Raw genomic sequence first — 24,469 nt, forward strand, 5'->3', positions numbered from 1 at the left:
TTTCCAATTTTAGGGATCAAAACACACTTTTTTTCAGGTTTTGCCTATAAAAAGGACATGTTTTTTTGAAAAAAGTGGAAATTTTTCAAAAAATGAGTTCAAAAAAGGCTGAATATCTTTTTCGAGTACATATTTTTCTATTTTTGTGGGTGTATTCTTAAACCACACATTGTAGATATGGCAACACTAAGACAGCAAGCCCTGGCGATGGTTCAGGCGAGACAGCGAGTGTCAGTTACCGCTCCTTCTTTTAAGATTTCAGATTACTTCGGGACTAACGTTTTTGGTCCAGCTCAAATGAAGCAATCTTTAGCACCTTCCGTTTACAAAAAAGTAATGGAAGCGATCGATAAAGGCTCCAAGATCGATCCGGCAACTGCAGAGGAAATTGCATCTGCTGTAAAAATTTGGGCCATTTCTAAAGGCGTAACGCATTACACCCACTGGTTTCAGCCATTGACAGGGTCTACAGCTGAGAAGCATGACTCATTCTTTGACATGTATGCCGGTATGGAGAAATTCAAGGGTTCTGCACTAGTTCAGCAGGAGCCAGATGCTTCTTCATTCCCAAATGGAGGTATCCGTTCTACTTTTGAGGCTAGAGGATATACTGCTTGGGATCCTTCTTCTCCGATTTTCATCTTCGAAAAGACTCTTTGTATCCCTACCATCTTTGTGTCCTACACTGGTGAGGCTTTGGATTACAAGACTCCATTGTTGAAATCCATGGAAGCAATAAGTAATGCGGCAGTGGAGATTTGCCAATTGTTTGACAGAAATGTCAGAAAGGTGAATCCTTCTTTAGGGGTGGAGCAAGAATATTTCGTGGTAGATAAGGCGCTTTACAATGCAAGGCCTGATTTGGTGATGTCAGGAAGATCAGTTTATGGACATACCCCAGCTAGAGGACAGCAGCTAGAAGACCATTATTTTGGATCAATTCCTACCCGAGTAAAAGATTTCATGATGGACTTCGAAATCGAGGCTCATAAATTAGGTATTCCAGTTTCAACTCGTCACAATGAAGTGGCTCCGGGTCAGTTTGAAGTAGCTCCAATTTTCGAAGAAATTAACAAGGCAATTGACCACAACCAATTGTTGATGGATGTAATGGATAAAGTTGCTGACAAGCATGGCTTGAAAGTTTTGTTCCATGAAAAGCCATTCGCCGGAGTAAACGGTTCAGGTAAGCACAACAACTGGTCTTTGATCACCGATACAGGTGTGAATCTTTTCCAGCCAAGCAATTCAGCTAGAGAAAATCTTCAGTTTTTGGCATTTTTGGTTGGTACAGTTAAAGCAGTACACGATCACGCTGATTTGTTAAGAGCAAGTATAGCTTCAGCTTCTAACGATTTCCGTTTGGGTGCGAATGAAGCCCCTCCAGCAATTATGTCAACTTTCTTGGGAGCTACTTTAACAGAGCTTTTGGATGAGTTGGAAAAGAACGGAAACGTGAAAATCGAGAAGGGTGATAACATGTATATGAAATTGGGTATCTCCAAGATCCCAGAAATCATCCTAGACAATACCGATAGAAACAGAACTTCTCCTTTTGCCTTCACCGGAAACAAGTTCGAATTCCGAGCAGTAGGATCTTCTGCAAACTGTGGAGGACCAATGACCACCCTGAACGTAATCGTTGCTGATGTTTTGAAAACAATGGCAAAGGACATCGAGAAGGAAATGAGTGCTGGCAAGGAAAAGAAAATTGCCATAGTAAACGTTTTGAGAAAGTACATTAAGGAATCTAAGAAAATCAGATTCGAAGGTGATGGCTACTCTGAAGAGTGGGAAAAAGAAGCAGCAAAAAGAGGACTTTCTAACCTGAAGTCTACTCCAGAAGCTTTGGACGTTTATGCGAAGAAAGCTACTAAGGAGCTTTTCGAGCGTCATAATGTACTTAATGCGATTGAAGTTCATGCCAGACATGAAATCATGTTGGAAGAGTTTATTAAGAAGGTTCAGATCGAAAGCCGTGTAATGGGTGATTTGGCTTTGAATCATATCATTCCTACCGCTATCCTTTATCAAAACAAGGTGATTCAAAACGCAAACGGTTTGAAAGGACTTGGCTTGGATCACTCTGCTGCTGTAGATACTATCAAGGAATTGTCTAAGCATATTGAGTCTTTGAAGTCAGATGTAACGGCAATGACCGAGGCAAGAAAGAAACTCAACAAGGAAGATGATGTCGTAAAGCGTGCTAAAGGATATCAGAAAGAAGTGAAGGAAGCTTACTTCGACAAAATCCGATATGCAGTTGACAAACTTGAGCTTTTGGTTGACGACGAAAGCTGGCCTTTGGTGAAGTATCGCGAAATGCTATTTATCCGCTAATCGGAAAAGCTTATAAACACAAGCCACTTGGATTTCCAAGTGGCTTTTTTAATGCATTTTCATTTCAATGGAGAGAATTTATTGCGTTATCGCCCAAAATCAGTTCAGTTTTAACAAAATCTTTGGAGATATAACTTTGGCTTTACCGCTCGGCTTAGCTCTTTTTTTAACTTTGACCAGAATTAAAATCCTATGAAATACTTATTCCCGATCCTGCTTGTAGTTTTATTTTCCTGTGGCCAAAAGAAGTCAGACGATGGCCAAAAAGTCATTGTAGCCTATGTGGCAGGATGGAAAAATATCCGCGAAAAGCATATCCCGGCAGAAAGAATTACCCATGTGAATTATGCTTTTGCCCATGTGGACAGTACGGGAAGAATTGCTCCGATGAATCCAAAGGATGCGGAACGGGATAGCCTGAATTTTATCAAGTTGCAAACCTTGAAAGAGCGAAATCCAGCGATAAAAATTTTGGTTTCTATTGGTGGGTGGACACATTCCAAAGGTTTTTCAGATGCCGTGGCTACTGAAGAAGGTAGGAAAAAACTTACGCAATCTGGGTTGGAATACCTGATTAATCATAATCTGAATGGACTGGATTTTGACTGGGAATATCCTGCCATGCAGGGGGACAATAATCCTTACAGGCCAGAGGATAAAGAAAACTTTGTCCTAATGCTAAAAAGCTTTCGGGAAGCATTGGATTCTTTGGGGATGGTCACCGACACTCATTATTTGACTACGATTGCTTCTGGGGGATTTAGGAGATATTTGGAGGTCAATAATCTTGCGGAAGCCCAGAAGTACCTCGATTTTATCAATATTATGGCCTATGATTTTTATACAGCAGGAGATGAAGAGACTGGTCATCATGCTAACCTTTATCCAAACGGAAATAAGAAAACTTCAGCTGCTACTGCGGTTGAGGAACAAATAGAATTTGGTGTGCCTGCAGAAAAGTTGGTTTTAGGAATTCCTTTTTATGGAAGAATGTGGAAAAAAGTTAATCCAGAGCAGAATGGGCTTTTTCAAAAAGGAGAATACGCAATGGGATTGCCTTATCATCAGATTTATGCTTTGACCATGACTTCCAAATACAAGAGATTTTGGGATGAAAAAGCTCAGGCTCCTTATCTTTTTGCGGCACAGGATTCAACTTGGATTACCTATGAGGACCCAGAATCTGTAAAAAAGAAAACCGATTACATAAGAGAAAAAGGCCTCAAAGGAGGGATGTTTTGGGAAATGAGCGAGGATAATACCCGATTACTTCTGAAAACCTTATTCGAAGGCTTAAATCCAGGGATGGAATACACACCCAGAATAACCGAAAAGGTTCCCGGAGCGTGACTGAAAAAGGATTTGGGATTGGTTTATTTAGAATTTTAAAGAGTTCGAAATCTGCTGAGGTCAGACCTCAATATTAATTTAAGACATCTTCGAAGAGCTTCTCATTCACGACTGCGACACCCCCAAGTAGACCGACGTCTTTTCCTAATTTATACAATGCCAACTGGGTTTTTTCCCTTGATTTGGCCATGCTGTAAATATTGAGTGCCTGCTGAATTGGTGTGATCAAGTATTGATTGGCTTCCGCAACTGAACCTCCGATGATAATTAGTTCAGGATTGAGCAATTGGATGAGCATGGAAATTCCTCTGCCTAGGTCTAGTCCCGCCTCTGAAAGAATTGTTATCGCTCTTTGATCTCCTGCTAGTGCGGCTTCAACCACCAATTCCGGATCTAACTCCCCGCTATGGTCTCTGACCATTCTTGCCAAAATACTGTCTTTATCTAGTTGGATGGCTTCCTCGGCCATTCTTACAATTGCCGTACCTGAGGCTACTGCTTCCAGACAGCCTTTTTTTCCACAGGTGCAGGTTACGTCTCTGGATTCAAAAATTGGAGAATGTGAAAACTCCCCTGCAAATCCCGAGCTTCCTTGGTAGATTTTTCCATCTATGATGATTCCCAATCCGATTCCCCAGCCAATAAAAAGCCCCAATACATTCTTGTGAGTATCCTCAGCACCAAATTTGAATTCTGCTAAAGTCATCGCTCTAGCGTCGTTTTCCAAGAAAATTTTCTTTTTGAATCTTGCTTCGAGATTTTCTAAAAGTGTCTTTTTCCCAAATCTTAAATAGGTATAATTGACCCCACCAATAGAGTCCACCAGACCGGGCATTGAAAATCCTATGGCAATAATTTTTTCTGAAGGAATTCCGGTTTTCGAAAGGTATGCATCAATTTTATCACAGACTTCGTCAAAAGTCTCTTTCTCGTTATTCAAGTTGATTTTATGGCTTTGCTTCTCATAGGCCAATTCATGATTGCAGGAATATAAGGCCAAGTGAATGTTGTACTTAGAAAGATCAACTGAAAGCACGTAAAAAGCGTCCGAGGCCAATCGGTATAAATCCGGCTTTCTTCCTCCTTGAGATTCCGCTCGTCCTTGTTTGATGACCTCTCCAGAACTCATTAAGTCAGAAAGAAGGCTATTAACTGTGGGAAGGGATATCCCAACTTCATTGCAGATTTCGCTGGCGGTATTGGCACCTTTGAGGTAAAGATTCTTAATGATTTTTATTTTGTTGAGGTAGCTTTTGATTTCTACCACGCCATCCATTTTAGAAATTTCCTCTTTAGGGTTAATTAGGTTCATAAAATTCAAGAATTGCCTCAAATAAGCGAAATTTTATCCTTCAAAAAAGTACTTCCTGAAAAAAATCGAATAATAAATTAAAGTTTAGCCCTTGAAAATAAATTTCTTGATTAGATAAATCCTCTTTTAGAAAAGATTTTTTTGGTTTGAATACTTAGGGTAAAAATCAGATCATGTATTAAGTTTGGGGAAAAATTGTTTGAATGAGTATTTTAGTAGATTCTGGTTTTTCAAAAGAAGAAGTTTTTAACGTCGTTGAGGAGTACCTTCAACAGGCAGGTATCGAAATAGTTTCTTTCGATAAGAACAGACCATGGGGCGGCTTTTATGTGATTGATGAAACTCAAATTGGAGCCTTTAGGGAAAAGTTCTTTCCGGAAGTAGAGCTTTCCAAAGAGCAGTTGAGTTTGAAATTAAGTCCTAAAATTCTGATTGTAGGTCCAGGAAAGAGGCTTTCTTGGCAATATCACCACAGAAGGGCCGAAATTTGGAAACTAATCTTTGGCGAGTCTTCGATTGCCATTAGTCCAAATGATGTTGAAACACCAAAACAAGTCATGGAAATAGGGAAGGTAATTCGCCTGGCACAAGGTGAAAGACATCGATTGATTGGTGATAACAACTGGGGGATAGTAGCCGAGATTTGGATGCACATTGACCCTGAAAATCCATCGGATGAAGAGGATATCGTTCGGGTCCAAGATGATTTTGCTAGAAAATAAAAAAACTCGGGGTGTCAAGCCCGAGTTTTCAAAAGTTTAGAATATTGTCCGTAGCTCAATCACCCTTAAAATAAACTTGTTTTGTTTATAAACGTCTGCGGACTAGGTTAAAAAGTGTCATCTAATATACCTTTAAATATCTAAAATCCAAATATTTATATTCAAAAAATGAATTAGATATTTTGAAATACATTTTTGGATTAATTCAAGCTTTCAATTTTCTTGGCTATTTCCTCAGCTTCGGCCATTAATTTGTCCGATTGGGTTCTGTTTACATGTGAAACTTTATGAGCTTCGGAAAGCTTTTTTGCATAAGCTTCTTGAAGCTTTTCTTTTTCGGTTTTCTTTTTGAATAGTCCAAACATGATCTTTTTTTAGGTATAACTGCTCCTGATTTGCATTGTTTGGAATGATGAAAGACCGTTTAGGTTAATTTCTGATCAAGGAAGAGTTAGAATTAGCCACAACCTCGTCTTTCTGATAATTGATCAAATCTTCAAGCCTTCCTGATGTATTGTAATATCTCCAAGGCCCTTCCTTCTTTCCGTCGATCATGGCACCTTCGGAGGCTTTCTTTCCATTTTCATGGTAAAACACCCAAAGTCCATCAGGTTTTCCTGATCTATAATTGCCCTCTGATTCCTTTTGTCCTGTGACGTAATAAGTTATTCTTACTCCATTTCCGTCTTTGAGAGAACCTTTCTCAAGCTGGGTTTTTCCATCATAAGAAAAATAGTCTCCCACATTGGTAAGCCTGCCATTATCCCAAAATTCTTCTTGAGTTAGCTGCTTGTTGTCATAAAAAAGACCCCAGATTCCATCTTCTTCTCCCAATTTGAAAGAACCTACTGATTTGAGTTGGCCTCCATCGTAGTAGTAAACCCACTGCCCGTCTTCCATACCCAAAATGTATTTACCCTCAGCGATTAGGATTCCTATCTTATTGAAGTATTTCCAAAGTCCAGTTTTCAGGTCATTTTTATATTCACCGATCGAGAATAATTGCCCGTCTGGGTAATAACTTTTCCATAGGCCGCTCTTGGCTCCACCCTCATACTGTCCTCGCACAGATAGATCTCCCGAGTCGTGGTATTCTAAATATTCACCTACTGGCACACCTAGCTCAAAAGATTTTCGCTTAGCCAATGCTTTGTTTGGGAAATATTCTTCCCAGGTGCCTACTGCAATATTGTTTTCGTAGGTTTCAATTCTAGCTATTCGACCAGATTGATAATAATATTTCCATTGCCCAGTTCGATTACCATTGTCAGAATAATACTCTTCGGCTTCTACAATTCTGGTACCCGGAAAATATCTTTTCCATTCGCCGACTTTTACTCCATTTTTATAATTACCTACTTCCAATGGGACATTGGGAAGTGAATAAGTCTTGAAAGATCCATTGAATTGACCTTTTGTAGCAAATGCCTCAGTTACAACTGTGCCTTCTGGATCATACTCTAAGTAAGGACCTTCCCTCAAGCCATCGATATAAAATTCATTGATTGCAACTTCTCCAAATTCAAAATAAGTAACCCATTGACCTGTTTTTTGGCCTTTATCATATTGTCCGTCAACTCTTACTTGCTTTGGGGTGACATAGTTGGGAACACCGGTTTTGCCATAATATTCAATGTATTTTCCGACTAAAACACTGTCTTGAAAAATCATTTCCTTTTTCAGGGCTCCGTCTTCGTCATAATATTTTGCTGGTCCGAAGAGTTTTCCATCCCGATATTCAGCTGTTTCTTTTGGCTTTCCTGAAGGATAAAAAGAATTCCACGTCCCGTCCTTTTTTCCATTTCTAAAAATTCCTTCAGAAATCAAGGTATTGGTCTTGGGATTATAAAATTTCCATAAACCTGTGCGTTGGTTTTTTTCTACAACACCGGTACCCATTATGGTTGAGTCAGAATTAAACTGACGAACCAATTGGGATTCTTGGGCGAAAGCTGAATTGAAAAGTAGGAGAAAGGCTACCGGAAGTAGGTATTTCATTGGTCTTCGGTTTCGGATAAGAGTTCCAGGAAAATTTCCAGGGGAAGAATGCTTTGCCCTACGTTTACGAAGGAAACAATCTTCAGTTTAAAATTAAGTTAATTCCTTTTTGTTTGGGATGAAAGTTTTAGAATATCCAAGAGATTTTCAACCTCTCCAGCTACCAAACGAATACTGCTTTCCAAATCGTATACGGGGATAAGCGGTTTGAACCAGAGATTTAAAACTCCCTCCTGAAAAATAATCTGATTTTCATCGGAAGTGTGTCTTTTTTCCAAAATCAACTCTGGATAATCCCAAGGGGAATCGGTCAAAGAAAACTCAAAACCACTTTGGATAAGCTTATTTGAGTCCAGGCTGAATTCCGAGCCATGAATTAGCATCAGAAACATTCCATGACCAAACCAATTAAAAATTCGTATATCACATCCAGAAGTCAGAGTAAAATCCCTGATCATATCCAGAACTTGATAGGGAAATCCTACCAAGTCACTTCCTTTTGAAATCTTCTTTCCTTTTGAATTTTGATGAATTTGAGAAAGTGTTTCGTTTGAGAATGAATTGGCAACCCCCTCCAATACTTGCAGAAAACCTGCTTTAAGCTTGTTTTGTCGCTTGATCAATTCCTGATCCAGCCATAAGTTTAAATCTAGCCGCTGATGGGGATCAGTCATTTTACCATCTCAATAGCGCCGAGGCCCAAGTGAATCCTGATCCAAAAGCCGCGAGGCATAACAAATCACCTTCTTTTATTCTTCCTTGTTCCCAAGCTTGGGATAAGGCGATTGGAATAGTTCCAGCAGTAGTATTTCCCAAATACATGATGTTATTGAACACCTTCTCATCAGGAAGCTGAAGTTTCTGCTGGATGTATTGGCTGATTCTCAGGTTAGCTTGGTGAGGGACAAGAAGATCAATATCCTCTTTTTTCATCCCATTAAAGTCGAGGGCTTCCTTGATTACTTCCATGAATCTAACTACAGCGTGTTTGAACACAGCATTTCCATTCATTTTAAGGAAGAAATCTCCTCGATCAATCATTTCTTGAGAAATTCTAACTTTCCCGCTAGAGCTGGGAGCTATACAATACAATTCCTCAGCATGGGAACCTTCGGAATGTAAATGGGTACTCAAAATTCCGGGTTGATCAGAATCCACTGCTCCTAATACCACAGCACCGGCACCATCTGCGAAAATTACGGCACTTGATCTTCCTTCATCACTTTTATCTAAAGCTGAAGATTGGATTTCGGCTCCGACGACAAGGATTTTTTTATACATCCCGGTTTTGATAAACTGGTCTGCTACTGATAAGGCATAGATAAAACCCGAGCAGGCATTTCTAATATCCAAGGCACCGATGGAAGTTAACCCTAGCTCTCTTTGCAAAAGAACCCCGTTTCCGGGTAAAAAGTAATCAGCCGTAATCGTTGCAAAAACAATGAAATCAATCTCTTTTGGATCCACTTGAGCCCGCTCAAGCGCCATTCGAGAAGCTTTGGCAGACATGTTGGTTACTGTGTCAACTCCCGGTGTAAACCATCTTCTCTCCTGAATTCCAGTTCTTTCTACAATCCATTCATTGTTGGTATTCATCATCTGAGAGAGTTCCTCATTGGTTACTATTCTCTCAGGGACATAATGACCAGCGCCAAGTATTCTGGATTTTTTCATCAGTATTTGGGTTTATCTGAATGCAAAGAAATTTTTGGGACTGCCAATATCGGAACAAGATGGCATTCCTACAAAAAAGAAAAAAGCTTGGAGTCTTACTTAGCCAAAGAGGGTGTAGTTTCCAAATTGGTCCATCGGAGAAGTTTTTCGAATAATTCCAGGAGAATCATTTTGGACGGAATTTACCAATGGAGAAACTGGATAGCTTACCATTAATTCTACAGGGTAGGGCTTTAGCATATTCAGGAGTTCTGCCTCACTGGTGTATTTGTCTAGCCATTTTTTTTCATTTTCTCTGGATAAAATCACCGGCATACGGTCGTGAACCTCTTCCACCAGTTCATTTGGAGTGGTGGTAAGAATCAAAAATGTATGCTGCACCTCCCCAGAAAGCCCTTCGTATTCTTCCCAAATCCCTGCAAAAGAGAAAAGGCTATCATCTCGAAGAGTAAACCGATTTGGGATTTTAGTCTTTTTGCCCAGCCTTTTCCATTCAAAAAAACCATCGGCTGGCACAAGACATCTTCTTCTTTCAAAAGAACTTTTGAAGGAAATTTTTTCATGAACCGTTTCCGCTTTGGCATTGATCAGTTTCTGGGAAACAGGCTTATTTTGACCAAAATCTGGAGTGATTCCCCAATAAAAAAAGGAAAATCCCTTGGGACTATCAGAAGTAATGACAGGGACTAGTTGGGTAGGGGCGATGTTGTATCTGGGTTTGAAGTCAGCCAACATCTCTGCCTGAAAGCGCTCTTCCAGGTCAATTTTACTTTTACTCAGGGAATATCTTCCGCACATGATAAGGGGATCCTAGATTTGTTGGGAAGTTAGAGATCATGAGTTATAAATTCAACTGCCCTACGCTCAGAATAGTAGCTTTTTTCATTGCCTCCTGAAGAAAAGCCCACATGTCCTCCATGTTTTGGGAATTCAAAGAAGACGGTTTCCAACTTTTTTGCCAAAGAATATGGGAAGCAGGTATCACTCAGGAAGGGGTCATTGATGGCATTTAAAACCAGTGCAGGGACTTCTATTTGATCCAAAAATTGCAGAGAGGAATTGACCTCATAGTACTCTTGGGCATCTTGGAAGCCATGCAATGGACCTGTAAAGACGTCGTCGAAATCCCGAAGTGTTTTTACTTTTTCTAATTTTTGAGGGGTGATTTCTTCTGGGAAAAGCATTGATTTCCTGACCACCTTCTCCTTGAGTGTTGAAAGAAAACGCTTTGAATACAAAATATTTTCACCGCTTGAGATTTTGTCGCAGGACTTACCCAAATCCAATGGGACTGAAATTGCAACAGCCTTTTTGATTTGGGGTAGGCTATTTTTCTTTTCTCCAAGATACTTCAAGGTGAGGTTCCCGCCCAGACTAAAACCCACTAAATATATTTCCTCATAGGATTTTAGCGCGTGGCTTATCACCGTGTCCAGATCATAGGTCGCCCCGCTATGGTAGAAAATCGGTTTATTGTTTAATTCATCTCCACAGCCTCTATAGTTCCAGGCTAGGGCATCAAAGCCATTTTGAACAAATTCCCTAACCATCCCCATTATATAAGGTCGGGAGCTATTTCCCTCCAATCCATGACTGATCAGAACAAGTTTGGGCTTATGATTTTTGTACCAATCCAAATCCAAAAAATCTCCGTCCGGAGTACTTATTCGCTCACGTTCAGGTTTTTGAAAATCAACTTTTCGGAATAGAGCGGGATAAATGGTTTCTAAATGCCCGTTAAACAACCATTTTGGGCGTTTGTATGTTGACTGCTGAATGATAGGCATGTTCTACTAGACCTAAAAGGACTTGTCAAATTAGAAGATATAAATTTGAATAAAGCGTTTTTAAAAACTATTTTTGGACACTTTAAAAAAAACGAACAAGCTCGAAAATTACCTATGGCCGAAATTATAAGAATGCCAAAAATGAGCGACACCATGGAAGAAGGTGTAATCGCTGCTTGGTTGAAAAAAGTGGGAGATACTGTCAAACCGGGTGATATCCTGGCTGAAGTGGAAACCGACAAAGCTACCATGGAGCTGGAATCCTACGAAGAGGGTGTGCTTTTATATATCGGAGTACAAGAAAAAGACTCTGTTCCTGTGAATGGAGTGATCGCAATAATCGGTGAAAAAGGAGAAGATTTTCAGCATTTGTTGAATGGATCTTCCTCCGCACCAAAAACTGAGGAGCCTAAAAAAGAAGAACCAAAAGCAGCTGAGCCTGCCAAAGCTTCTGCTCCAGCAGAAAAAATTGATACTTCTTCCATCAATGCTACAGTAGTCACCATGCCTAAGATGAGTGATACGATGCAGGAAGGGACTATCGCTACTTGGTTGAAGAAAGTTGGTGATTCAGTGAAAGCGGGTGAAATCATTGCCGAAGTTGAAACTGATAAAGCTACAATGGAACTCGAATCTTACGAAGATGGAGTTCTATTATATATAGGTGTCGAAGCTGGTAATAGCATCCCAGTGGATGGAGTAATTGCTGTGATCGGTGAAAAAGGCGCCGATTATCAGACGCTGTTGAAAGCTCATGAATCAGGAGGATCCGAATCAGCTCCTGCTGAAACTCCTGCAGTACCGACTCCTGAAGCAAAAACAGAAACTAAGCCTGCAGCAGCTCCTGCTCCAACTGCAGCTTCTGCACCTGCAATTTCCAATGGAGAGAGAGTAAAAGCTTCTCCTTTGGCAAAGAAAATTGCAGAGGAAAAAGGCCTAGACATTCGTCAGGTTGCAGGTTCTGGTGAAGGAGGAAGAATTGTTAAGCGAGACGTTGAGAATTTTGTACCTGCCGCAGCTCCTGCTGCCGCTGTAGCCACTACTGCCGGAGCTACCGCTCCTGCTCTGGGCCAGGAAAGCTTCAGAGAAGAGAAAGTTTCTCAAATGAGAAAAACCATCGCGAAGCGATTGGCTGAAAGTAAATTCGGAGCTCCACACTTCTATTTGACCATGGAAATCAACATGGACAAAGCCATCGAAGCACGTAAGAGCATGAATGAGATTTCTCCGGTGAAAATTTCATTTAATGATATGGTGATCAAGGCGGCCGCTGCTGCTTTGCGCCAGCATCCAAAGGTGAATTCTAGCTGGTTGGGAGATAAAATCAGATACAACGATCATATCCATATCGGAATGGCTGTTGCAGTGGAAGAAGGCCTTTTGGTTCCTGTGATCCGTTTTGCAGACAGCTTGTCTTTATCTCAAATTTCTAATCAAGCCAAAACTTTGGGAGGAAAAGCCAAAAATAAAGAGCTTCAGCCAAAGGATTGGGAAGGAAATACTTTCACCATTTCTAACCTAGGCATGTTTGGAATCGATGAGTTTACCGCTATCATCAATCCACCAGATGCTTGTATTCTTGCTGTAGGAGGGATTAAGGAAACTGTTATCGTGAAGGACGGTCAAATGAAAATTGGCAATATCATGAAAGTGACCTTGTCATGCGACCATAGGGTAGTGGATGGAGCTGTTGGCTCCGCCTTCCTTTTGACCTTGAAAGGTCTTCTTGAAGATCCAGTCAGAATATTGATCTAAAATTTATCTGTCAAAAAGTCCTGTTTCGATAGGACTTTTTGCTTTTGTATGGTTATTGGTAGAAAAGGTGGAATTGGAGTTTTTATTACTTGAAAAACTTCCTTCAGACCAAAATCTAGAACTTATCATTTTTACCTCATGGAAAAAATAAAATCAACAACGGTTGTAGCCATCCGACACAATGGTGAAGTAGTCATCGGAGCGGATGGACAAGCAACCTTAGGAAATACAGTAGCTAAAAGCACAGTCAAGAAAATCAGAGTTTTGCAAGGAGGAAAAATCGTTACTGGTTTTGCAGGATCTACCGCCGATGCCTTTACTCTTCTTGAGAAATTCGAAGAAAAGCTTAACGCTTTTGGAAACAACATGAAGCGTGCAGCAGTGGAACTAGCCAAAGAATGGAGGATGGACCGGATGCTTAGCCGCTTGGAGGCAATGATGATTATCGCTGACAAGGATGATATTTTGATCATTTCAGGAACTGGCGATGTAATCGAACCAGATATGGAAATTGCGACCATTGGTTCAGGAAGTATGTTTGCTCAGTCAGCCGCAAGAGCCTTGAAAAAATATGCTCCTCAACTCAGTGCTGAAGAAATGGTGAGAGAAAGTCTACACATTGCAGCGGATGTTTGCATCTATACTAACCATAACTTGGTGGTCGAAAAGGTGAAAAACTGATCTAATAAACTTGAGATTAATCAAAAGCCGGATTTTTATCCGGCTTTTTTTGTGGTTTTTAAAACCTGAAGCTTCAATACCTTGTTGTGTACTTGAATCTGAATTAGTTTATGGAAACGACAACCTCAAAAAAATCAGTCAAGAAGGATTATAAAAAGCTTATTCTTGAGGGCTATGTGAATTATGTATTGGAGCATGGGAATGAGCCACCTTCTGTTTTCAAGTTTGCCAAAGAATTGAAAATGAAAGAGGAGGACTTTTATACCTACTACACCTCTTTTGATTCAATCAAATCCTCGATATGGGTATCTATTTTAGACGCAACTATTGCCTCTATCGAATCCCAAGAAGTTTATGCCGGATACACAGCAAGAGAAAAATTTCTAAGCTTTTTGTTCACTTGGATTGAGGAGTTAAAGAAAGTCCGCTCATATCTTCTAGTCCTTTATGGAGATAAACTTAAGTCTGCTAGAGCTTTGCATGCCGATTCTGCAGATTTTAAGTCAAAATTCAAGGAGTTTGCCAATGACATCGTTTCAGCAGGAAAGGAATCTGAGGAAATTGCCTCCAGACCTTATGTTTCTGAAAAGTACGACGAGGCTCTTTGGATTCAGGCAGCATTTATCTTCAGATTTTGGCTTGGTGACAAGAGTCCAAGATTTGAAAAAACAGACGCAGCTATCGAAAAGTCAGTCAACCTTGCTTTTGACCTTATGGGAAAAAGTGCGCTTGATACCTTTTTGGACTTCGCAAAATTTCTATACCAAAACAAGTAATTCATGCCATCCCAGATGAAAGAGCAGGATTCTATTCCTGTTTCAAAAGTGCAGAGAGCAGCTAAATTTATTTCTACCGGAGCGAAAGTTGGGGGGAATTACGTGAAGCATTATGCTAAAAAGATTGTCAATCCTTCCTTAGAAAAGGAAGAACTTCATCAGAATAACGCTGAGGATATCTATAAATCATTGAGTCAATTGAAAGGTTCTGCCTTGAAAGTGGCTCAAATGATGTCTATGGATAAGAATATCCTTCCCCGAGCCTATCAGGATAAATTTACTATGGCTCAATATTCTGCGCCACCTTTATCCTTTCCTTTGGTGGTAAAGACTTTCCAGAAATATTTCTTTAAAGGACCTGAGCAGTTGTTTGAAACTTTCACCCGATCTGCAGTGAATGCTGCCTCTATTGGCCAAGTTCATCAAGCTACCCTAAATGGAAAGACCCTTGCCGTAAAAATCCAATATCCTGGAGTCGCTGATTCGGTGAGTTCTGATCTGAAATTGGTTCGTCCATTTGCCCTTCGACTTTTGAATATGAATGAAAGGGAATTGGATCATTATATGGAGGAAGTGGAGGAAAGACTGCTTGAAGAAACCGATTACCTATTAGAGGTTCAGCGCTCCAGAGAAATCTCTCAAGCTTGCTCTTCAATTCCTAATTTGAGTTTCCCGAATTATTATGATGAATTCAGTTCTGAGCGAATCATCACCATGGATTGGATCTATGGGAAGCATATTAAGGAGTGGATGGAAACGAATCCAACGCAAGAGGAGAAAAATAAAATAGGCCAGGCCCTTTGGGATTTTTATCATTTCCAAGTGCATGAATTGATGCAGGTTCACGCGGATCCGCATCCTGGAAATTTCATTGTTCAGGATAATGGAACTTTGGGAATTATTGATTTTGGTTGTGTGAAGGTAATTCCTCAAGACTTCTACCATGGATACTTTTCCCTAATCAAAAAAGACTTGGTGGTTAAAGAAGACGAGCTGAATCAGATTTTCTACGATCTAGAATTTATTTCTGACCGAGATACTGAAGAAGAGAAAAAGTACTTCAAAGGAGTGTTCAAAGAAATGATCAGCCTATTGGGTAAGCCGTTCCATGCCGAATCTTTTGATTTCGCCAATGATGGATATTTTGAGCAAATCTTTCAATTAGGAGATAGAATTTCCAATGAAAAGATGTTCAAAAAATCCCGTCAAGCGAGAGGATCAAAGCATGGCTTATACATCAACAGGACCTATTTTGGGTTATACAATTTGCTAAACCAGCTTCAGGCCAATGTGGTCACAACTAAACCGGAATGGTTAAAATAAGAAAGGGAGGTTTTACCTCCCTTTTTTTATTTCGAATAAGTCACTCGATAGATGCAATTGGCCATGTCGTCAGAGACTAAAAGGCTACCATCTGGTAATTCCTGAACGTCGACTGGTCTTCCCCAAACATCCTGAGTTGCGTCATTTAACCAACCGGAAATCAAAACTTCCTGACCGGTAACTTTTCCTGTTCCATCAATTTTTGCAACCACGACCTGGTAGCCAGCTTTTTTACTTCTGTTCCAGCTGCCATGTTTAGCAATGATTGCGCTGTTTTTGTAGTTTGTTGGAAACATTCCCCCTTCATAAAAACGCATTCCAAGTGGAGCGTTGTGAGGTCCCATTTTCGCTGCAGGAGCTACATAGGCTGAGGCAGCTTTTCCCTTATCTCCAAAATCAGGATCTTTTACAGTTCCGGCATGCCAATAAGGATAGCCGAAATGTTGCCCTTTTGCGGTTGCTCTATTTAATTCACAATCTGGGATATCATCTCCCATCATGTCCCGACCATTGTCTGTAAACCAAAGTTCTGTCGTCCCTGGTCTCCAATCAAACCCCACCGTATTTCTAACTCCCTGAGCATAGATCTCAGGTTTTGCTCCTGGCTTACTTACATCCAAACGGGTGATGCTCGCATAGATTGGATTCTCACTTTCGCAAATATTGCAAGGAGCTCCAACAGGAACATAGAGCATTCCGTCAGGTCCAAAGGAAATGAATTTCCATCCATGATGTCCGTCTGTTGGATAACCATCATAAACCACTTCATACTTTGGATTGGTCAAATTGTTTTTGATATCCTTGAATCGTAGAATTCGATTCACTTCAGCCACATAAAGGTCTCCGTTTTTATAGGCTACTCCATTTGGCATTCGAAGTCCTTCTGCAAGGATAAATTTTGCGTCAGCTTTTCCATCAGCATTTTCATCAACTACTGCATAGACATTCTTCTCCTGACGATTTCCTACAAAGACAATCCCATTGTCGGAGATTGCCATGGATCTTGCATTGGGAATATCTGCCGCCCAAACTGAGATTTTAAAACCAGCTGGAAGTTTGAGTTGGTCTAATTTTACCTCAGCTTTTGCATTTTGGATATTTCTTTTGTTGCTGCTGTTGGGAGTGGAAATCGGGGTGAGTTTTCCCTGTGCAGCCACACCAAGGGAGAATACTCCCAGGGCCAAGCTTAGAATTATGGGTTTGAGTTTATTCATGAGTTTAAAATTTGAATAAATAAGTTAATAATCCTGATAATGTTTTACCAGCTAAGCGGGATAAGCGGGCCATTGGTTATTTTTGGGGCATGTTATCGATTAGCAATCTTTCCTATTACATCGGCGGACGTCCGCTTTACGAAAATGCCAACCTTCATATCAAGCCAAAAGATAAAATTGGATTGGTTGGTCAAAACGGAACCGGTAAATCTACCCTCTTAAAAATCATCAATGGAGATTACCAACCCTCGACCGGTGAGGTTCAAAAAGCGAAGGATTGTACTATTGGTTTTTTGAATCAGGATTTGCTTTCCTACCAGTCCGATGATAGTATTTTGAATGTGGCTTTGGCTGCTTTTAAAGAAACTTTGGCCCTTCAGGAAGAAATCGATCAGGTATTGAAGCAAATGGAAACCGATTATTCAGATGAAATAATCAATAGACTGGCGAAGCTTCAGGATAGATTCGAAAGTAACGAAGGCTATACCATCAAAGCTAAAGCTGAAGAGGTTTTGGAAGGAATTGGCTTTCAAACAGCAGACTTAAATAAACCCTTAAGGCAGTTTTCCGGAGGTTGGAGAATGCGGGTGATGCTTGCCAAACTTCTTTTGGAAAAGCCTTCTTTGCTCATGTTGGATGAACCTACCAACCACTTGGATTTACCTTCTATTCAATGGGTGGAAAATTATCTGAAAAATTATGAAGGTGCAGTGATTGTGGTTTCTCACGATCAGACCTTTTTGGATAATTGTATCAGCACCACAGTTGAAGTCGCAAATCAGACTTTGACTACCTATCCCGGGAATTATACTTTTTATAAAGAGGAGAAAAAGCTCAGGATGGAGCTCCAACAAAATGCCTATGAAAATCAGCAGCAGATGATCAAGCAAACGGAGCGGTTCATCGAGAGATTCCGGGCAAAAGCTACCAAATCCAACCAAGTTCAGTCCAGAATAAAGGCTTTGGAGCGTATGGATCGGGTTCATGAAGTGGTAGACGATGAGGCTTTTGTGAATTTCAAATTCAAATTTTCCCAAAAATCAGGTAGAGATGTCGTGGTTTTGGATCATGTTTCGAAGTCCTATGGGGATTTGGTGATTTTGAAAAATACATCAGCTCGAATAGAAAGGGGAGATAAGATCGCGCTAATAGGTGCCAATGGAAAAGGAAAGTCAACCCTGCTAAGAATAATTGACGGATCGGAAAAAATTCAGGGGAATAGAGCTGAGGGTCATAATGTGATCAAATCCTTTTTTGCCCAGCATCAGCTAGAAGCCCTGACTTTGGATAATGAAATTATCCAGGAAATGTCCCAATCAGGAAGTCCAAAAACCGAAACCGAATTGAGAAACGTATTGGGATGTTTTCTTTTTACCAATGATGATGTTTTTAAGAAGATCAAAGTCCTTTCAGGTGGAGAGAAGTCAAGAGTTGCTTTGGCTAAAACTTTGATTTCGGAAGCAAATTTTCTCTTGCTTGACGAACCGACTAACCACCTTGATTTCCAGTCGGTGAATATTTTGATCCAAGCCCTTCAGCAATATGAGGGGACTTTTGTGACGGTATCTCACGATAGACATTTTATCAAGGGAGTGGCAAATAAGATCTGGTACATCGAGGATCAAGAAATCAAGGAATATCCGGGGACTTACGAAGAGTATGAATTTTGGCGAAGCCAGCAAATCGAAAATACTCCGTCAAAGCAGGAAGTGAAAGCTGCAAAAAAGTCTCCCGTCGAGACTCCAAGGAATACTCCAGAATTCCAGCAAGCCAAAAAGGACCTTAAAAAATTGGAAGAACAGGTTGAGAAAACAGAAAAGGAAATTGAATCCTTGGAGATTTTGAAGTCTGAATTAGAAGAAAAATTGGCTGACCCTGAGGTCTACTCTGATGAAGAAAAGGTCCAAAAAATCCAGGAGAGCTATCAAAATGTACAGAATAGCCTGTATGAATCGACTGCAAAATGGGAAAGTCTGGTAGATCAGGTATCTACGCTTCAGGAAAAACTAGCCTGATCCTTGCATCAAGGATAAATTCTTATTTTTAGCTATGATCAAATCGAGATGGTTTCTGTTTTTCTTCCTTTTGCTTCCAAGTTTGGGTTTTACTCAGGTATTGGAGGATAAGGTTTACTCTGAACATATACAGTCTGTCCGCCTATTTCCCGCAGGATTTCAGGCAGACAGCCCATTGGACGCTCCGGTTGTCTCCTTGACCGATCAAAGGTCTCTTATTTTATTGTTTGATGATTTGGCTTATGATCCAGAATTGTACACCGCAAAACTGATTCACTGTAATGCTGATTGGACAAAGTCATCTTTGAGAGACAATGATTTTTCCATCAATTTCAATCAATTTAATGTCAATGAGTACGAATATTCTGTCAATACAAGGATTCCCTACATCCATTACAAATTTGAGGTCCCCAGAGTTACTAAATCTGGCAATTACATCTTAAAGGTCTTCCGTAATCGAAATGAGGATGAGGTGATCTTGACAAAAAGATTCATGGTCTTTGAGGAATTATTTACGGTTGGAGCTGGGATAGTTCCCCCAACTCAGACGGAAGACAGGCGTGCACTTCAACAAATCAATGCGGTGGTCAATTACTCCAAGGTAGAAGTAGTTGACCCTAGTACTCAGATCAAGATTTTGATCCGTCAAAACCAGCGGTGGGATAATGCGAAATACCTTACCAAACCAACTTTTCTAAATCAAAGCGCAAAAACTATCAGATATGAACCCTTCGACGGATCGAGCACTTTTCGGGCTGGGAATGAATTTAGGTTTGTGGATTTGAGATTTATCCGTGCGACCGGTGTTAATGTTTCATCCGTAACTGTAGAGGAAAATATCGTTTTGGCAGAGTCTAACTTGGATATTTCAAGACCTGGGGGTGCTTATTCCCAATATTTGGATTTGAATGGGCAGTATTTAATCTATACAAATGACAGACCAGGCGGAAATCCGGAAGTTGAAAGTGAGTACATCTATACCACGTTTTACTTGAGAGCTGATCCAGCCAGAGATATCCGAATGATTGGTTCCTTAACGGGATGGGGTAAAAACCCAGAAGCTCAAATGAAATATGATCCTAAAAACAATGTCTATACCACCTCAATTCTTTTGAAGCAGGGATGGTATGATTTTCAATATGGGATCCAAACTCCAGAAGGGATAGATACAGAACCTTTGGAAGGAAGTCATTTCGAGACCGAAAATGAATATGAAGTTTTGGTCTATTTCCGAAACCTTGGTTCCCGCTATGATCAACTAGTCGGATACGTTTACCTTCATCCAAATAGAAGAAGATTATAAACAAAAAACCCTTCGAAATTTCGAAGGGTTCTTTGTTTAGTCGTTGCTTTCTTCTTGTTCCTCAGATTCAGGAGCTACATTTTGCCTTACTCTTTCTGTCGGCTTGTAAGGTACAAATCCTTCTCTTTTGAATTTGTAAGGGCTAGTTCTATTTCCAGCAGGGTGGTTTGCAAGGTCAAGCATACCGAATCCTTTATGGGTAAATGCTCCAAGACCACACTTGAATACAAAGTCATGAACTTCTGGTGCTGCGTACAAAGTAAATGGAAGGGTGTATCCTCTTACCTCATATTTGACGTCCATGTCATAAACCGCATAGATTCTGGCGAATTTTTTCTGCTGTTCTTTAAGCTTATTAATATAAACCATGTCAGGAACAACTTGGAATTTGTAGAAAGATTCCATCTGCTCAGGAGTATACCATCCTGATTTCTCCATTCTGGTCAAGGTTGACTCATAAAGCAAATCAGAAAATTCGTCACTGTCCGGGCTGATAAATCTCTTGCCAGCTTCTTCATTGAAAGCTGGAGTGATCAAAACCAAAGGAGAAATACAAACAAACTTGTTTGCAGTTTCCAACTCTGGTGCAGTTTCTAACTCAGTATATTCAGGAGAAAGAATCAGGTTTCCCAACTCAATTTTTGGGGTTGCAAATACCTGTTCCAATAAGTAATCCATAAAATCTTCATCATGGGAAGATAATACTAGGGTTACCAAACTAGAATAGTAATGCAATCCACTTCTACTCACTTTTGTCTGACCTTTTAGGCCAGAAAAGTTGAAGTAGTTGTAGTTGTAGAATTCTTCTCTACCTCCTTTTACAATCAATCCCTTTAGGAATTGAGCAAGGATATACTGGTGATGAAAGGGTAAATAGGATCCCTTGTTCTTTAAGGAAAATATAAGTCTAACTCTCACGGTGTATTAAAAATAAAATGAGACAAATGTTGTATTAAAGTACTTTTTTGTTTGGGTGATTAAGCGCTTTAAAACTACAAATAAATTTCAAAAAAAGTTAAACATTGAACCTAAAATGCATAATGTCACCATCCTGAACAATATATTCTTTTCCTTCAATTGCAATTTTTCCATTTTCCCTACAACCTGCTTCTGTTTTATACTTTTGATAATCTGAAAGTTTGATGACTTCAGCCTTAATAAATCCTCTTTCAAAGTCGGTGTGAATTACTCCAGCTGCTTGAGGTGCTTTCCAGCCTCTTCTGATAGTCCAAGCCCTCACTTCCTGTACTCCGGCAGTGAAATAGGTAATTAAGTTGAGTAAAGAATAGGCTCCAGAAATCAATTTATTCAAACCGCTTTCTTCCAAACCATACTCTGAAAGAAACATTTCCTTCTCTTCAGGATCCTCAAACTCCGCTATTTGAGATTCAATGGCTGCACAAAGAAGAATGACATCAGCATTTTCTTCTTTGACTTTTTCCTTAAGCTGGTCTACAAATTTGTTTCCTGTATGAATGCTTTTTTCATCAACATTGGCCACATATAATACAGGCTTGATAGTCAATAAATGTAAATCCCGAACCACTTCAAGATCCTCTTTATCAACTTCGACAGCTCTGGCATTTAATCCGGATTCCAGGCCAGACTTGAATAGGTTTAGCGTTTCTAATTCCTTTTTTGCCTTTGCATCACCTGATTTGGCTATTTTTTCAATTCTCTGGATTTTCTTCTCTACGGATTCCAAATCTTTCAACTGGAGTTCTGTGTCGATTACTTCCTTATCAAAAACCGGATCTACTCCACCAGCCACGTGAACAATGTTGTCATCTTCAAAGCAACGGATCACATGGATCACTGCATCTACTTCACGAATGTTGGCAAGAAACTTATTACCCAAACCTTCTCCTTTTGAAGCGCCTTTCACTAAGCCGGCGATATCTACAAATTCAATAATGGTCGGAACTACTCGCTGAGGGCTTACTAACTCTTCCAAGATTTGAAGTCTCTTATCTGGAACTGTTACGACACCCACATTAGGTTCTATGGTACAAAAGGGGAAGTTTGCTGCTTCTGCTTTGGCACTGGAAAGTGCATTAAACAAGGTAGACTTTCCTACGTTAGGAAGTCCAACAATGCCACATTGTAAAGCCATTAATTTGTTGCTTTGATTTTGAAAATTCTATATGATTTGTAACCCGAGTAAAACTCCATCACCGATACTCTGAAGATGGTGTAAACCGGAATGGCAAAGATCATCCCTATGATTCCTCCGATTTTTGCCCCGGCAAAGATAATAACAAAAATTTCAAGCGGGTGAGCTTTCACTGATTTGGAAAAAATCATAGGCTGAAGAACCACATTATCAGTGATTTGTACCACTGCAAATACTGAGAGAATTTTAATCAATAGGTAATTATAATCCTGTTGGGTCTCAAAAATTCCTGTGGAAAGGCCTACCACGATCCCAAAAATTGCACCTAGAATTGGTCCCGCATAAGGAATTAAATTGGCTACAGCAGCAAATAAGGCAATCGTCAAAGCGTACTCAATACCCGCGAGTGAAAGGCCTAAGCTTGCCAGTAAAAAGATAGACAACATCTGGACTAGAAGACCCGATAAATAATTAGAAAGTAGCTTTTCCACTTTGGTAAACGTCGCAACTGAGATCTCAAAGTAGGAGTTGGGCACTAGATTAAGTAAGTTTCTTCGAAGGAGACCATTTTCCAACAGAAGGAAGAAAGTAATAAAGGCCACAGCCATTACTCCGATGAAGATGCTGGAAGTAATTCCAATGAGTCCACTGATAAAGCCCCCAAAATCGATTCCTTTTATGGTCTCGATTACGGCTGATTTAAGCTCGTCTAGAAGAAATCCCGGGCGATTTTCAAATAATTTATTTTTGTAAAGAAAGGTCTCTAAAGAAGTGAGAGGTTCATCTAATTGCTGATAGATGTAATCCAAATCTACCTGAGCCAGAAGTAGAATCTGATTATTGATCAAAGGGAAGAACAAAAGCCCAAATAGAAAAGCCACAAATAGGATAGCGGCATAAGAAATCAAAATAGCGGCCCATCTGGGAATATGCTGGGCAAAGACATGGAAGTCATTGATTTTATTGGTAAGCGGTCTAAGGATCGCTGCAATGATCAGAGAAATGACCAGATATGAGGTCACATTGGAAAAGTACCAACCAAAAACCAGGAAGGCGACTATAGCTGCGAGTAGATATAAAAAAAAGCGTTGCATAGAGGCAAAAGAAAAGGAGGCAAGGCCTCCTCAAATATACTAGTTTAGATTATGCAATGAACCGGCAAGTTATTCCCACTTTAGTTCATCGTTCATTTCGCTTTCTGAATCTTCGTTTTCAAATTGCTCAAAATCGAAATCCGGCATCAATTCAGTCTTGACATGATCTACGGCTTCATTGAGTGCATTGACAAACTTGAAGAAATCCTCCTTGTATAGGAAAATTTTGTGCTTTTCGTAGCTGAAGTTATCTCCATTAACTCTTCGCTTACTTTCAGTAATGGTCAGATAATAGTCATTTGACCTAGTCGACTTGATGTCGAAAAAATAGGTCCGTTTACCTGCCTTTACTTTTTTAGAGAATATCTCATCTCTATCATAACCTCGATGATCTTCCACAGTGCTTTCTTTTTGGGTTGAAACGTACTTTATCGGCAACTAAGATAAATGAAAACCCTTCTAGATATCAAAATAGAAGTTTGTTTTTTTTGAAATACGAAAGAAATGCTTCGATAAATACCTATAAATCAGAACTTAATTGGGATTGGAAATAAAAAAAGTGGCTACTGCCACTTTTTATTCTCCATGTAAGAATGCCTTTCTGGCTAATAATACTTCTTCGCTTTCTTCGTGATCAGGATCATCTACACAGCAATCCACTGGGCAAACAGCTGCGCATTGTGGTTCTTCATGAAATCCGTTACACTCGGTGCATTTTGCAGACACGATATAATAAAACTCATCTGATATAGGCTCTTGCTTTTCAGTTGCGCTGACAACTGTACCGTCTTCAAGAGTTACTTCTTTGAGGCTGGTTCCTCCGCCCCAAGTCCATTCCACTCCACCTTCGTAAATAGCTGTATTTGGACATTCAGGTTCGCATGCACCGCAATTGATGCATTCGTCTGTAATCATTATTGCCATGGTTGATTTCGTTTATAATTCCAAAATTACAACCTTAACCCATACAGACAAAAAAAAGTTGTCACACTAATTAATTTAAAATTATTCC

At 40.0% G+C, this 24,469-nt stretch carries 22 protein-coding genes; 9 read left to right on the forward strand and 13 right to left on the reverse strand.

All coding sequences use genetic code 11. The annotated features are described in order from the left end of the window. Positions 1 to 177: 177 nt before the first annotated feature. Both DFQ04_RS01575 and DFQ04_RS01580 read left to right on the forward strand, forming a co-directional pair. Entirely contained in the window at positions 178 to 2,340 is a 2,163-nt protein-coding gene (locus tag DFQ04_RS01575; protein ID WP_133552018.1) for a glutamine synthetase III family protein, read from the forward strand. A gap of 192 nt (positions 2,341 to 2,532) precedes the next feature. Then, positions 2,533 to 3,690, forward strand: a complete 1,158-nt coding sequence (locus DFQ04_RS01580; RefSeq protein WP_133552019.1) for a glycoside hydrolase family 18 protein — start codon at positions 2,533 to 2,535, stop codon at positions 3,688 to 3,690. Positions 3,691 to 3,763: 73 nt separating this feature from the next. Here the strand turns inward: DFQ04_RS01580 and DFQ04_RS01585 are convergent, their stop codons facing one another. Beyond that, positions 3,764 to 5,002, reverse strand: coding sequence for an ROK family transcriptional regulator (locus DFQ04_RS01585; RefSeq protein ID WP_133552020.1), 1,239 nt, complete (start codon positions 5,000 to 5,002; stop codon positions 3,764 to 3,766). 203 nt (positions 5,003 to 5,205) lie between these two features. Here DFQ04_RS01585 and DFQ04_RS01590 point away from each other — a divergent pair, with 203 nt between their 5' ends. Continuing rightward, positions 5,206 to 5,724, forward strand: coding sequence for a cupin domain-containing protein (locus DFQ04_RS01590; RefSeq protein ID WP_133552021.1), 519 nt, complete (start codon positions 5,206 to 5,208; stop codon positions 5,722 to 5,724). A 200-nt stretch (positions 5,725 to 5,924) separates the two neighbouring features. Here the strand turns inward: DFQ04_RS01590 and DFQ04_RS01595 are convergent, their stop codons facing one another. The 6 genes from DFQ04_RS01595 to DFQ04_RS01620 all read right to left on the reverse strand — a co-directional run bounded on the left by DFQ04_RS01595 (position 5,925) and on the right by DFQ04_RS01620 (position 11,183). Next, positions 5,925 to 6,089, reverse strand: a complete 165-nt coding sequence (locus DFQ04_RS01595) for a Lacal_2735 family protein (protein ID WP_133552022.1) — start codon at positions 6,087 to 6,089, stop codon at positions 5,925 to 5,927. 64 nt (positions 6,090 to 6,153) lie between these two features. Continuing rightward, positions 6,154 to 7,722 (reverse strand): toxin-antitoxin system YwqK family antitoxin, encoded by a 1,569-nt coding sequence (locus tag DFQ04_RS01600; RefSeq protein WP_133552023.1) that lies wholly within the window; start codon positions 7,720 to 7,722, stop codon positions 6,154 to 6,156. A gap of 98 nt (positions 7,723 to 7,820) precedes the next feature. After that, positions 7,821 to 8,396 (reverse strand): hypothetical protein, encoded by a 576-nt coding sequence (locus DFQ04_RS01605; RefSeq protein ID WP_133552025.1) that lies wholly within the window; start codon positions 8,394 to 8,396, stop codon positions 7,821 to 7,823. A gap of 1 nt (position 8,397) precedes the next feature. Continuing rightward, positions 8,398 to 9,396: a 3-oxoacyl-ACP synthase III family protein gene (locus DFQ04_RS01610; RefSeq protein ID WP_133552027.1), complete on the reverse strand. Its 999-nt coding sequence runs from the start codon at positions 9,394 to 9,396 to the stop codon at positions 8,398 to 8,400. Positions 9,397 to 9,495: 99 nt separating this feature from the next. Beyond that, positions 9,496 to 10,194, reverse strand: coding sequence for an SOS response-associated peptidase (locus DFQ04_RS01615; protein ID WP_133552029.1), 699 nt, complete (start codon positions 10,192 to 10,194; stop codon positions 9,496 to 9,498). 29 nt (positions 10,195 to 10,223) lie between these two features. Beyond that, positions 10,224 to 11,183: a YheT family hydrolase gene (locus DFQ04_RS01620; RefSeq protein ID WP_133552031.1), complete on the reverse strand. Its 960-nt coding sequence runs from the start codon at positions 11,181 to 11,183 to the stop codon at positions 10,224 to 10,226. 114 nt (positions 11,184 to 11,297) lie between these two features. Between DFQ04_RS01620 and DFQ04_RS01625 the strand changes: the two genes are divergently transcribed. The 4 genes from DFQ04_RS01625 (at position 11,298) to DFQ04_RS01640 (ending at position 15,718) form a co-directional block, all read left to right on the forward strand. Continuing rightward, positions 11,298 to 12,938 carry a pyruvate dehydrogenase complex dihydrolipoamide acetyltransferase gene (locus tag DFQ04_RS01625; protein WP_133552033.1) on the forward strand — a complete coding sequence of 547 codons (1,641 nt, stop codon included), beginning with the start codon at positions 11,298 to 11,300 and terminating at the stop codon, positions 12,936 to 12,938. A 138-nt stretch (positions 12,939 to 13,076) separates the two neighbouring features. Then, on the forward strand, positions 13,077 to 13,619 hold the full coding sequence (gene hslV / locus DFQ04_RS01630) for an ATP-dependent protease subunit HslV (protein ID WP_133552035.1): 543 nt from the start codon (positions 13,077 to 13,079) through the stop codon (positions 13,617 to 13,619). A gap of 110 nt (positions 13,620 to 13,729) precedes the next feature. Beyond that, positions 13,730 to 14,395 (forward strand): TetR family transcriptional regulator C-terminal domain-containing protein, encoded by a 666-nt coding sequence (locus tag DFQ04_RS01635; protein ID WP_133552037.1) that lies wholly within the window; start codon positions 13,730 to 13,732, stop codon positions 14,393 to 14,395. Between the two features lie 3 nt (positions 14,396 to 14,398). Continuing rightward, positions 14,399 to 15,718: an ABC1 kinase family protein gene (locus DFQ04_RS01640; RefSeq protein ID WP_133552039.1), complete on the forward strand. Its 1,320-nt coding sequence runs from the start codon at positions 14,399 to 14,401 to the stop codon at positions 15,716 to 15,718. Between the two features lie 26 nt (positions 15,719 to 15,744). Here the strand turns inward: DFQ04_RS01640 and DFQ04_RS01645 are convergent, their stop codons facing one another. Then, on the reverse strand, positions 15,745 to 16,932 hold the full coding sequence (locus tag DFQ04_RS01645) for a PQQ-dependent sugar dehydrogenase (RefSeq protein WP_133552041.1): 1,188 nt from the start codon (positions 16,930 to 16,932) through the stop codon (positions 15,745 to 15,747). An 89-nt stretch (positions 16,933 to 17,021) separates the two neighbouring features. Here DFQ04_RS01645 and DFQ04_RS01650 point away from each other — a divergent pair, with 89 nt between their 5' ends. After that, positions 17,022 to 18,947, forward strand: coding sequence for an ABC-F family ATP-binding cassette domain-containing protein (locus DFQ04_RS01650; protein WP_133552043.1), 1,926 nt, complete (start codon positions 17,022 to 17,024; stop codon positions 18,945 to 18,947). A gap of 34 nt (positions 18,948 to 18,981) precedes the next feature. Next, positions 18,982 to 20,250, forward strand: coding sequence for a type IX secretion system plug protein (locus DFQ04_RS01655; RefSeq protein ID WP_133552045.1), 1,269 nt, complete (start codon positions 18,982 to 18,984; stop codon positions 20,248 to 20,250). A gap of 36 nt (positions 20,251 to 20,286) precedes the next feature. Here DFQ04_RS01655 and cas6 read toward each other — a convergent pair whose 3' ends face one another. The 5 genes from cas6 to DFQ04_RS01680 all read right to left on the reverse strand — a co-directional run bounded on the left by cas6 (position 20,287) and on the right by DFQ04_RS01680 (position 24,381). Further along, positions 20,287 to 21,168, reverse strand: coding sequence for a CRISPR-associated endoribonuclease Cas6 (gene cas6, locus DFQ04_RS01660; protein WP_133552047.1), 882 nt, complete (start codon positions 21,166 to 21,168; stop codon positions 20,287 to 20,289). A 97-nt stretch (positions 21,169 to 21,265) separates the two neighbouring features. Beyond that, the gene (gene ychF / locus DFQ04_RS01665; protein ID WP_133552049.1) at positions 21,266 to 22,363 is read right to left on the reverse strand and encodes a redox-regulated ATPase YchF; all 1,098 of its coding nucleotides are present in this window, start codon (positions 22,361 to 22,363) and stop codon (positions 21,266 to 21,268) included. Next, positions 22,363 to 23,457, reverse strand: a complete 1,095-nt coding sequence (locus DFQ04_RS01670; RefSeq protein ID WP_133552052.1) for an AI-2E family transporter — start codon at positions 23,455 to 23,457, stop codon at positions 22,363 to 22,365. The genes ychF and DFQ04_RS01670 overlap by 1 nt, the downstream gene beginning before the upstream one ends. A 69-nt stretch (positions 23,458 to 23,526) precedes the next feature. Continuing rightward, complete coding sequence (locus DFQ04_RS01675) at positions 23,527 to 23,856, reverse strand: DUF3276 family protein (protein WP_133552054.1); 330 nt, start codon at positions 23,854 to 23,856, stop codon at positions 23,527 to 23,529. A 177-nt stretch (positions 23,857 to 24,033) separates the two neighbouring features. After that, positions 24,034 to 24,381, reverse strand: coding sequence for a 4Fe-4S dicluster domain-containing protein (locus DFQ04_RS01680; RefSeq protein ID WP_133552056.1), 348 nt, complete (start codon positions 24,379 to 24,381; stop codon positions 24,034 to 24,036). Positions 24,382 to 24,469 lie beyond the last annotated feature (88 nt).

The organism is Algoriphagus boseongensis, assembly GCF_004362805.1.
Taxonomy (GTDB): domain Bacteria; phylum Bacteroidota; class Bacteroidia; order Cytophagales; family Cyclobacteriaceae; genus Algoriphagus; species Algoriphagus boseongensis.

What these genes read in the sequence shown, in the direction of transcription:
- DFQ04_RS01575 (WP_133552018.1), top strand. Translation starts at nt 178, where the DNA reads ATGGCAACACTAAGACAGCAAGCCCTGGCGATGGTTCAGGCGAGACAG.
- DFQ04_RS01580 (WP_133552019.1), top strand. Translation starts at nt 2,533, where the DNA reads ATGAAATACTTATTCCCGATCCTGCTTGTAGTTTTATTTTCCTGTGGC.
- DFQ04_RS01585 (WP_133552020.1), bottom strand. Translation starts at nt 5,002, where the DNA reads ATGAACCTAATTAACCCTAAAGAGGAAATTTCTAAAATGGATGGCGTG.
- DFQ04_RS01590 (WP_133552021.1), top strand. Translation starts at nt 5,206, where the DNA reads ATGAGTATTTTAGTAGATTCTGGTTTTTCAAAAGAAGAAGTTTTTAAC.
- DFQ04_RS01595 (WP_133552022.1), bottom strand. Translation starts at nt 6,089, where the DNA reads ATGTTTGGACTATTCAAAAAGAAAACCGAAAAAGAAAAGCTTCAAGAA.
- DFQ04_RS01600 (WP_133552023.1), bottom strand. Translation starts at nt 7,722, where the DNA reads ATGAAATACCTACTTCCGGTAGCCTTTCTCCTACTTTTCAATTCAGCT.
- DFQ04_RS01605 (WP_133552025.1), bottom strand. Translation starts at nt 8,396, where the DNA reads ATGACTGATCCCCATCAGCGGCTAGATTTAAACTTATGGCTGGATCAG.
- DFQ04_RS01610 (WP_133552027.1), bottom strand. Translation starts at nt 9,396, where the DNA reads ATGAAAAAATCCAGAATACTTGGCGCTGGTCATTATGTCCCTGAGAGA.
- DFQ04_RS01615 (WP_133552029.1), bottom strand. Translation starts at nt 10,194, where the DNA reads ATGTGCGGAAGATATTCCCTGAGTAAAAGTAAAATTGACCTGGAAGAG.
- DFQ04_RS01620 (WP_133552031.1), bottom strand. Translation starts at nt 11,183, where the DNA reads ATGCCTATCATTCAGCAGTCAACATACAAACGCCCAAAATGGTTGTTT.
- DFQ04_RS01625 (WP_133552033.1), top strand. Translation starts at nt 11,298, where the DNA reads ATGGCCGAAATTATAAGAATGCCAAAAATGAGCGACACCATGGAAGAA.
- hslV (WP_133552035.1), top strand. Translation starts at nt 13,077, where the DNA reads ATGGAAAAAATAAAATCAACAACGGTTGTAGCCATCCGACACAATGGT.
- DFQ04_RS01635 (WP_133552037.1), top strand. Translation starts at nt 13,730, where the DNA reads ATGGAAACGACAACCTCAAAAAAATCAGTCAAGAAGGATTATAAAAAG.
- DFQ04_RS01640 (WP_133552039.1), top strand. Translation starts at nt 14,399, where the DNA reads ATGCCATCCCAGATGAAAGAGCAGGATTCTATTCCTGTTTCAAAAGTG.
- DFQ04_RS01645 (WP_133552041.1), bottom strand. Translation starts at nt 16,932, where the DNA reads ATGAATAAACTCAAACCCATAATTCTAAGCTTGGCCCTGGGAGTATTC.
- DFQ04_RS01650 (WP_133552043.1), top strand. Translation starts at nt 17,022, where the DNA reads ATGTTATCGATTAGCAATCTTTCCTATTACATCGGCGGACGTCCGCTT.
- DFQ04_RS01655 (WP_133552045.1), top strand. Translation starts at nt 18,982, where the DNA reads ATGATCAAATCGAGATGGTTTCTGTTTTTCTTCCTTTTGCTTCCAAGT.
- ychF (WP_133552049.1), bottom strand. Translation starts at nt 22,363, where the DNA reads ATGGCTTTACAATGTGGCATTGTTGGACTTCCTAACGTAGGAAAGTCT.
- DFQ04_RS01670 (WP_133552052.1), bottom strand. Translation starts at nt 23,457, where the DNA reads ATGCAACGCTTTTTTTTATATCTACTCGCAGCTATAGTCGCCTTCCTG.
- DFQ04_RS01680 (WP_133552056.1), bottom strand. Translation starts at nt 24,381, where the DNA reads ATGGCAATAATGATTACAGACGAATGCATCAATTGCGGTGCATGCGAA.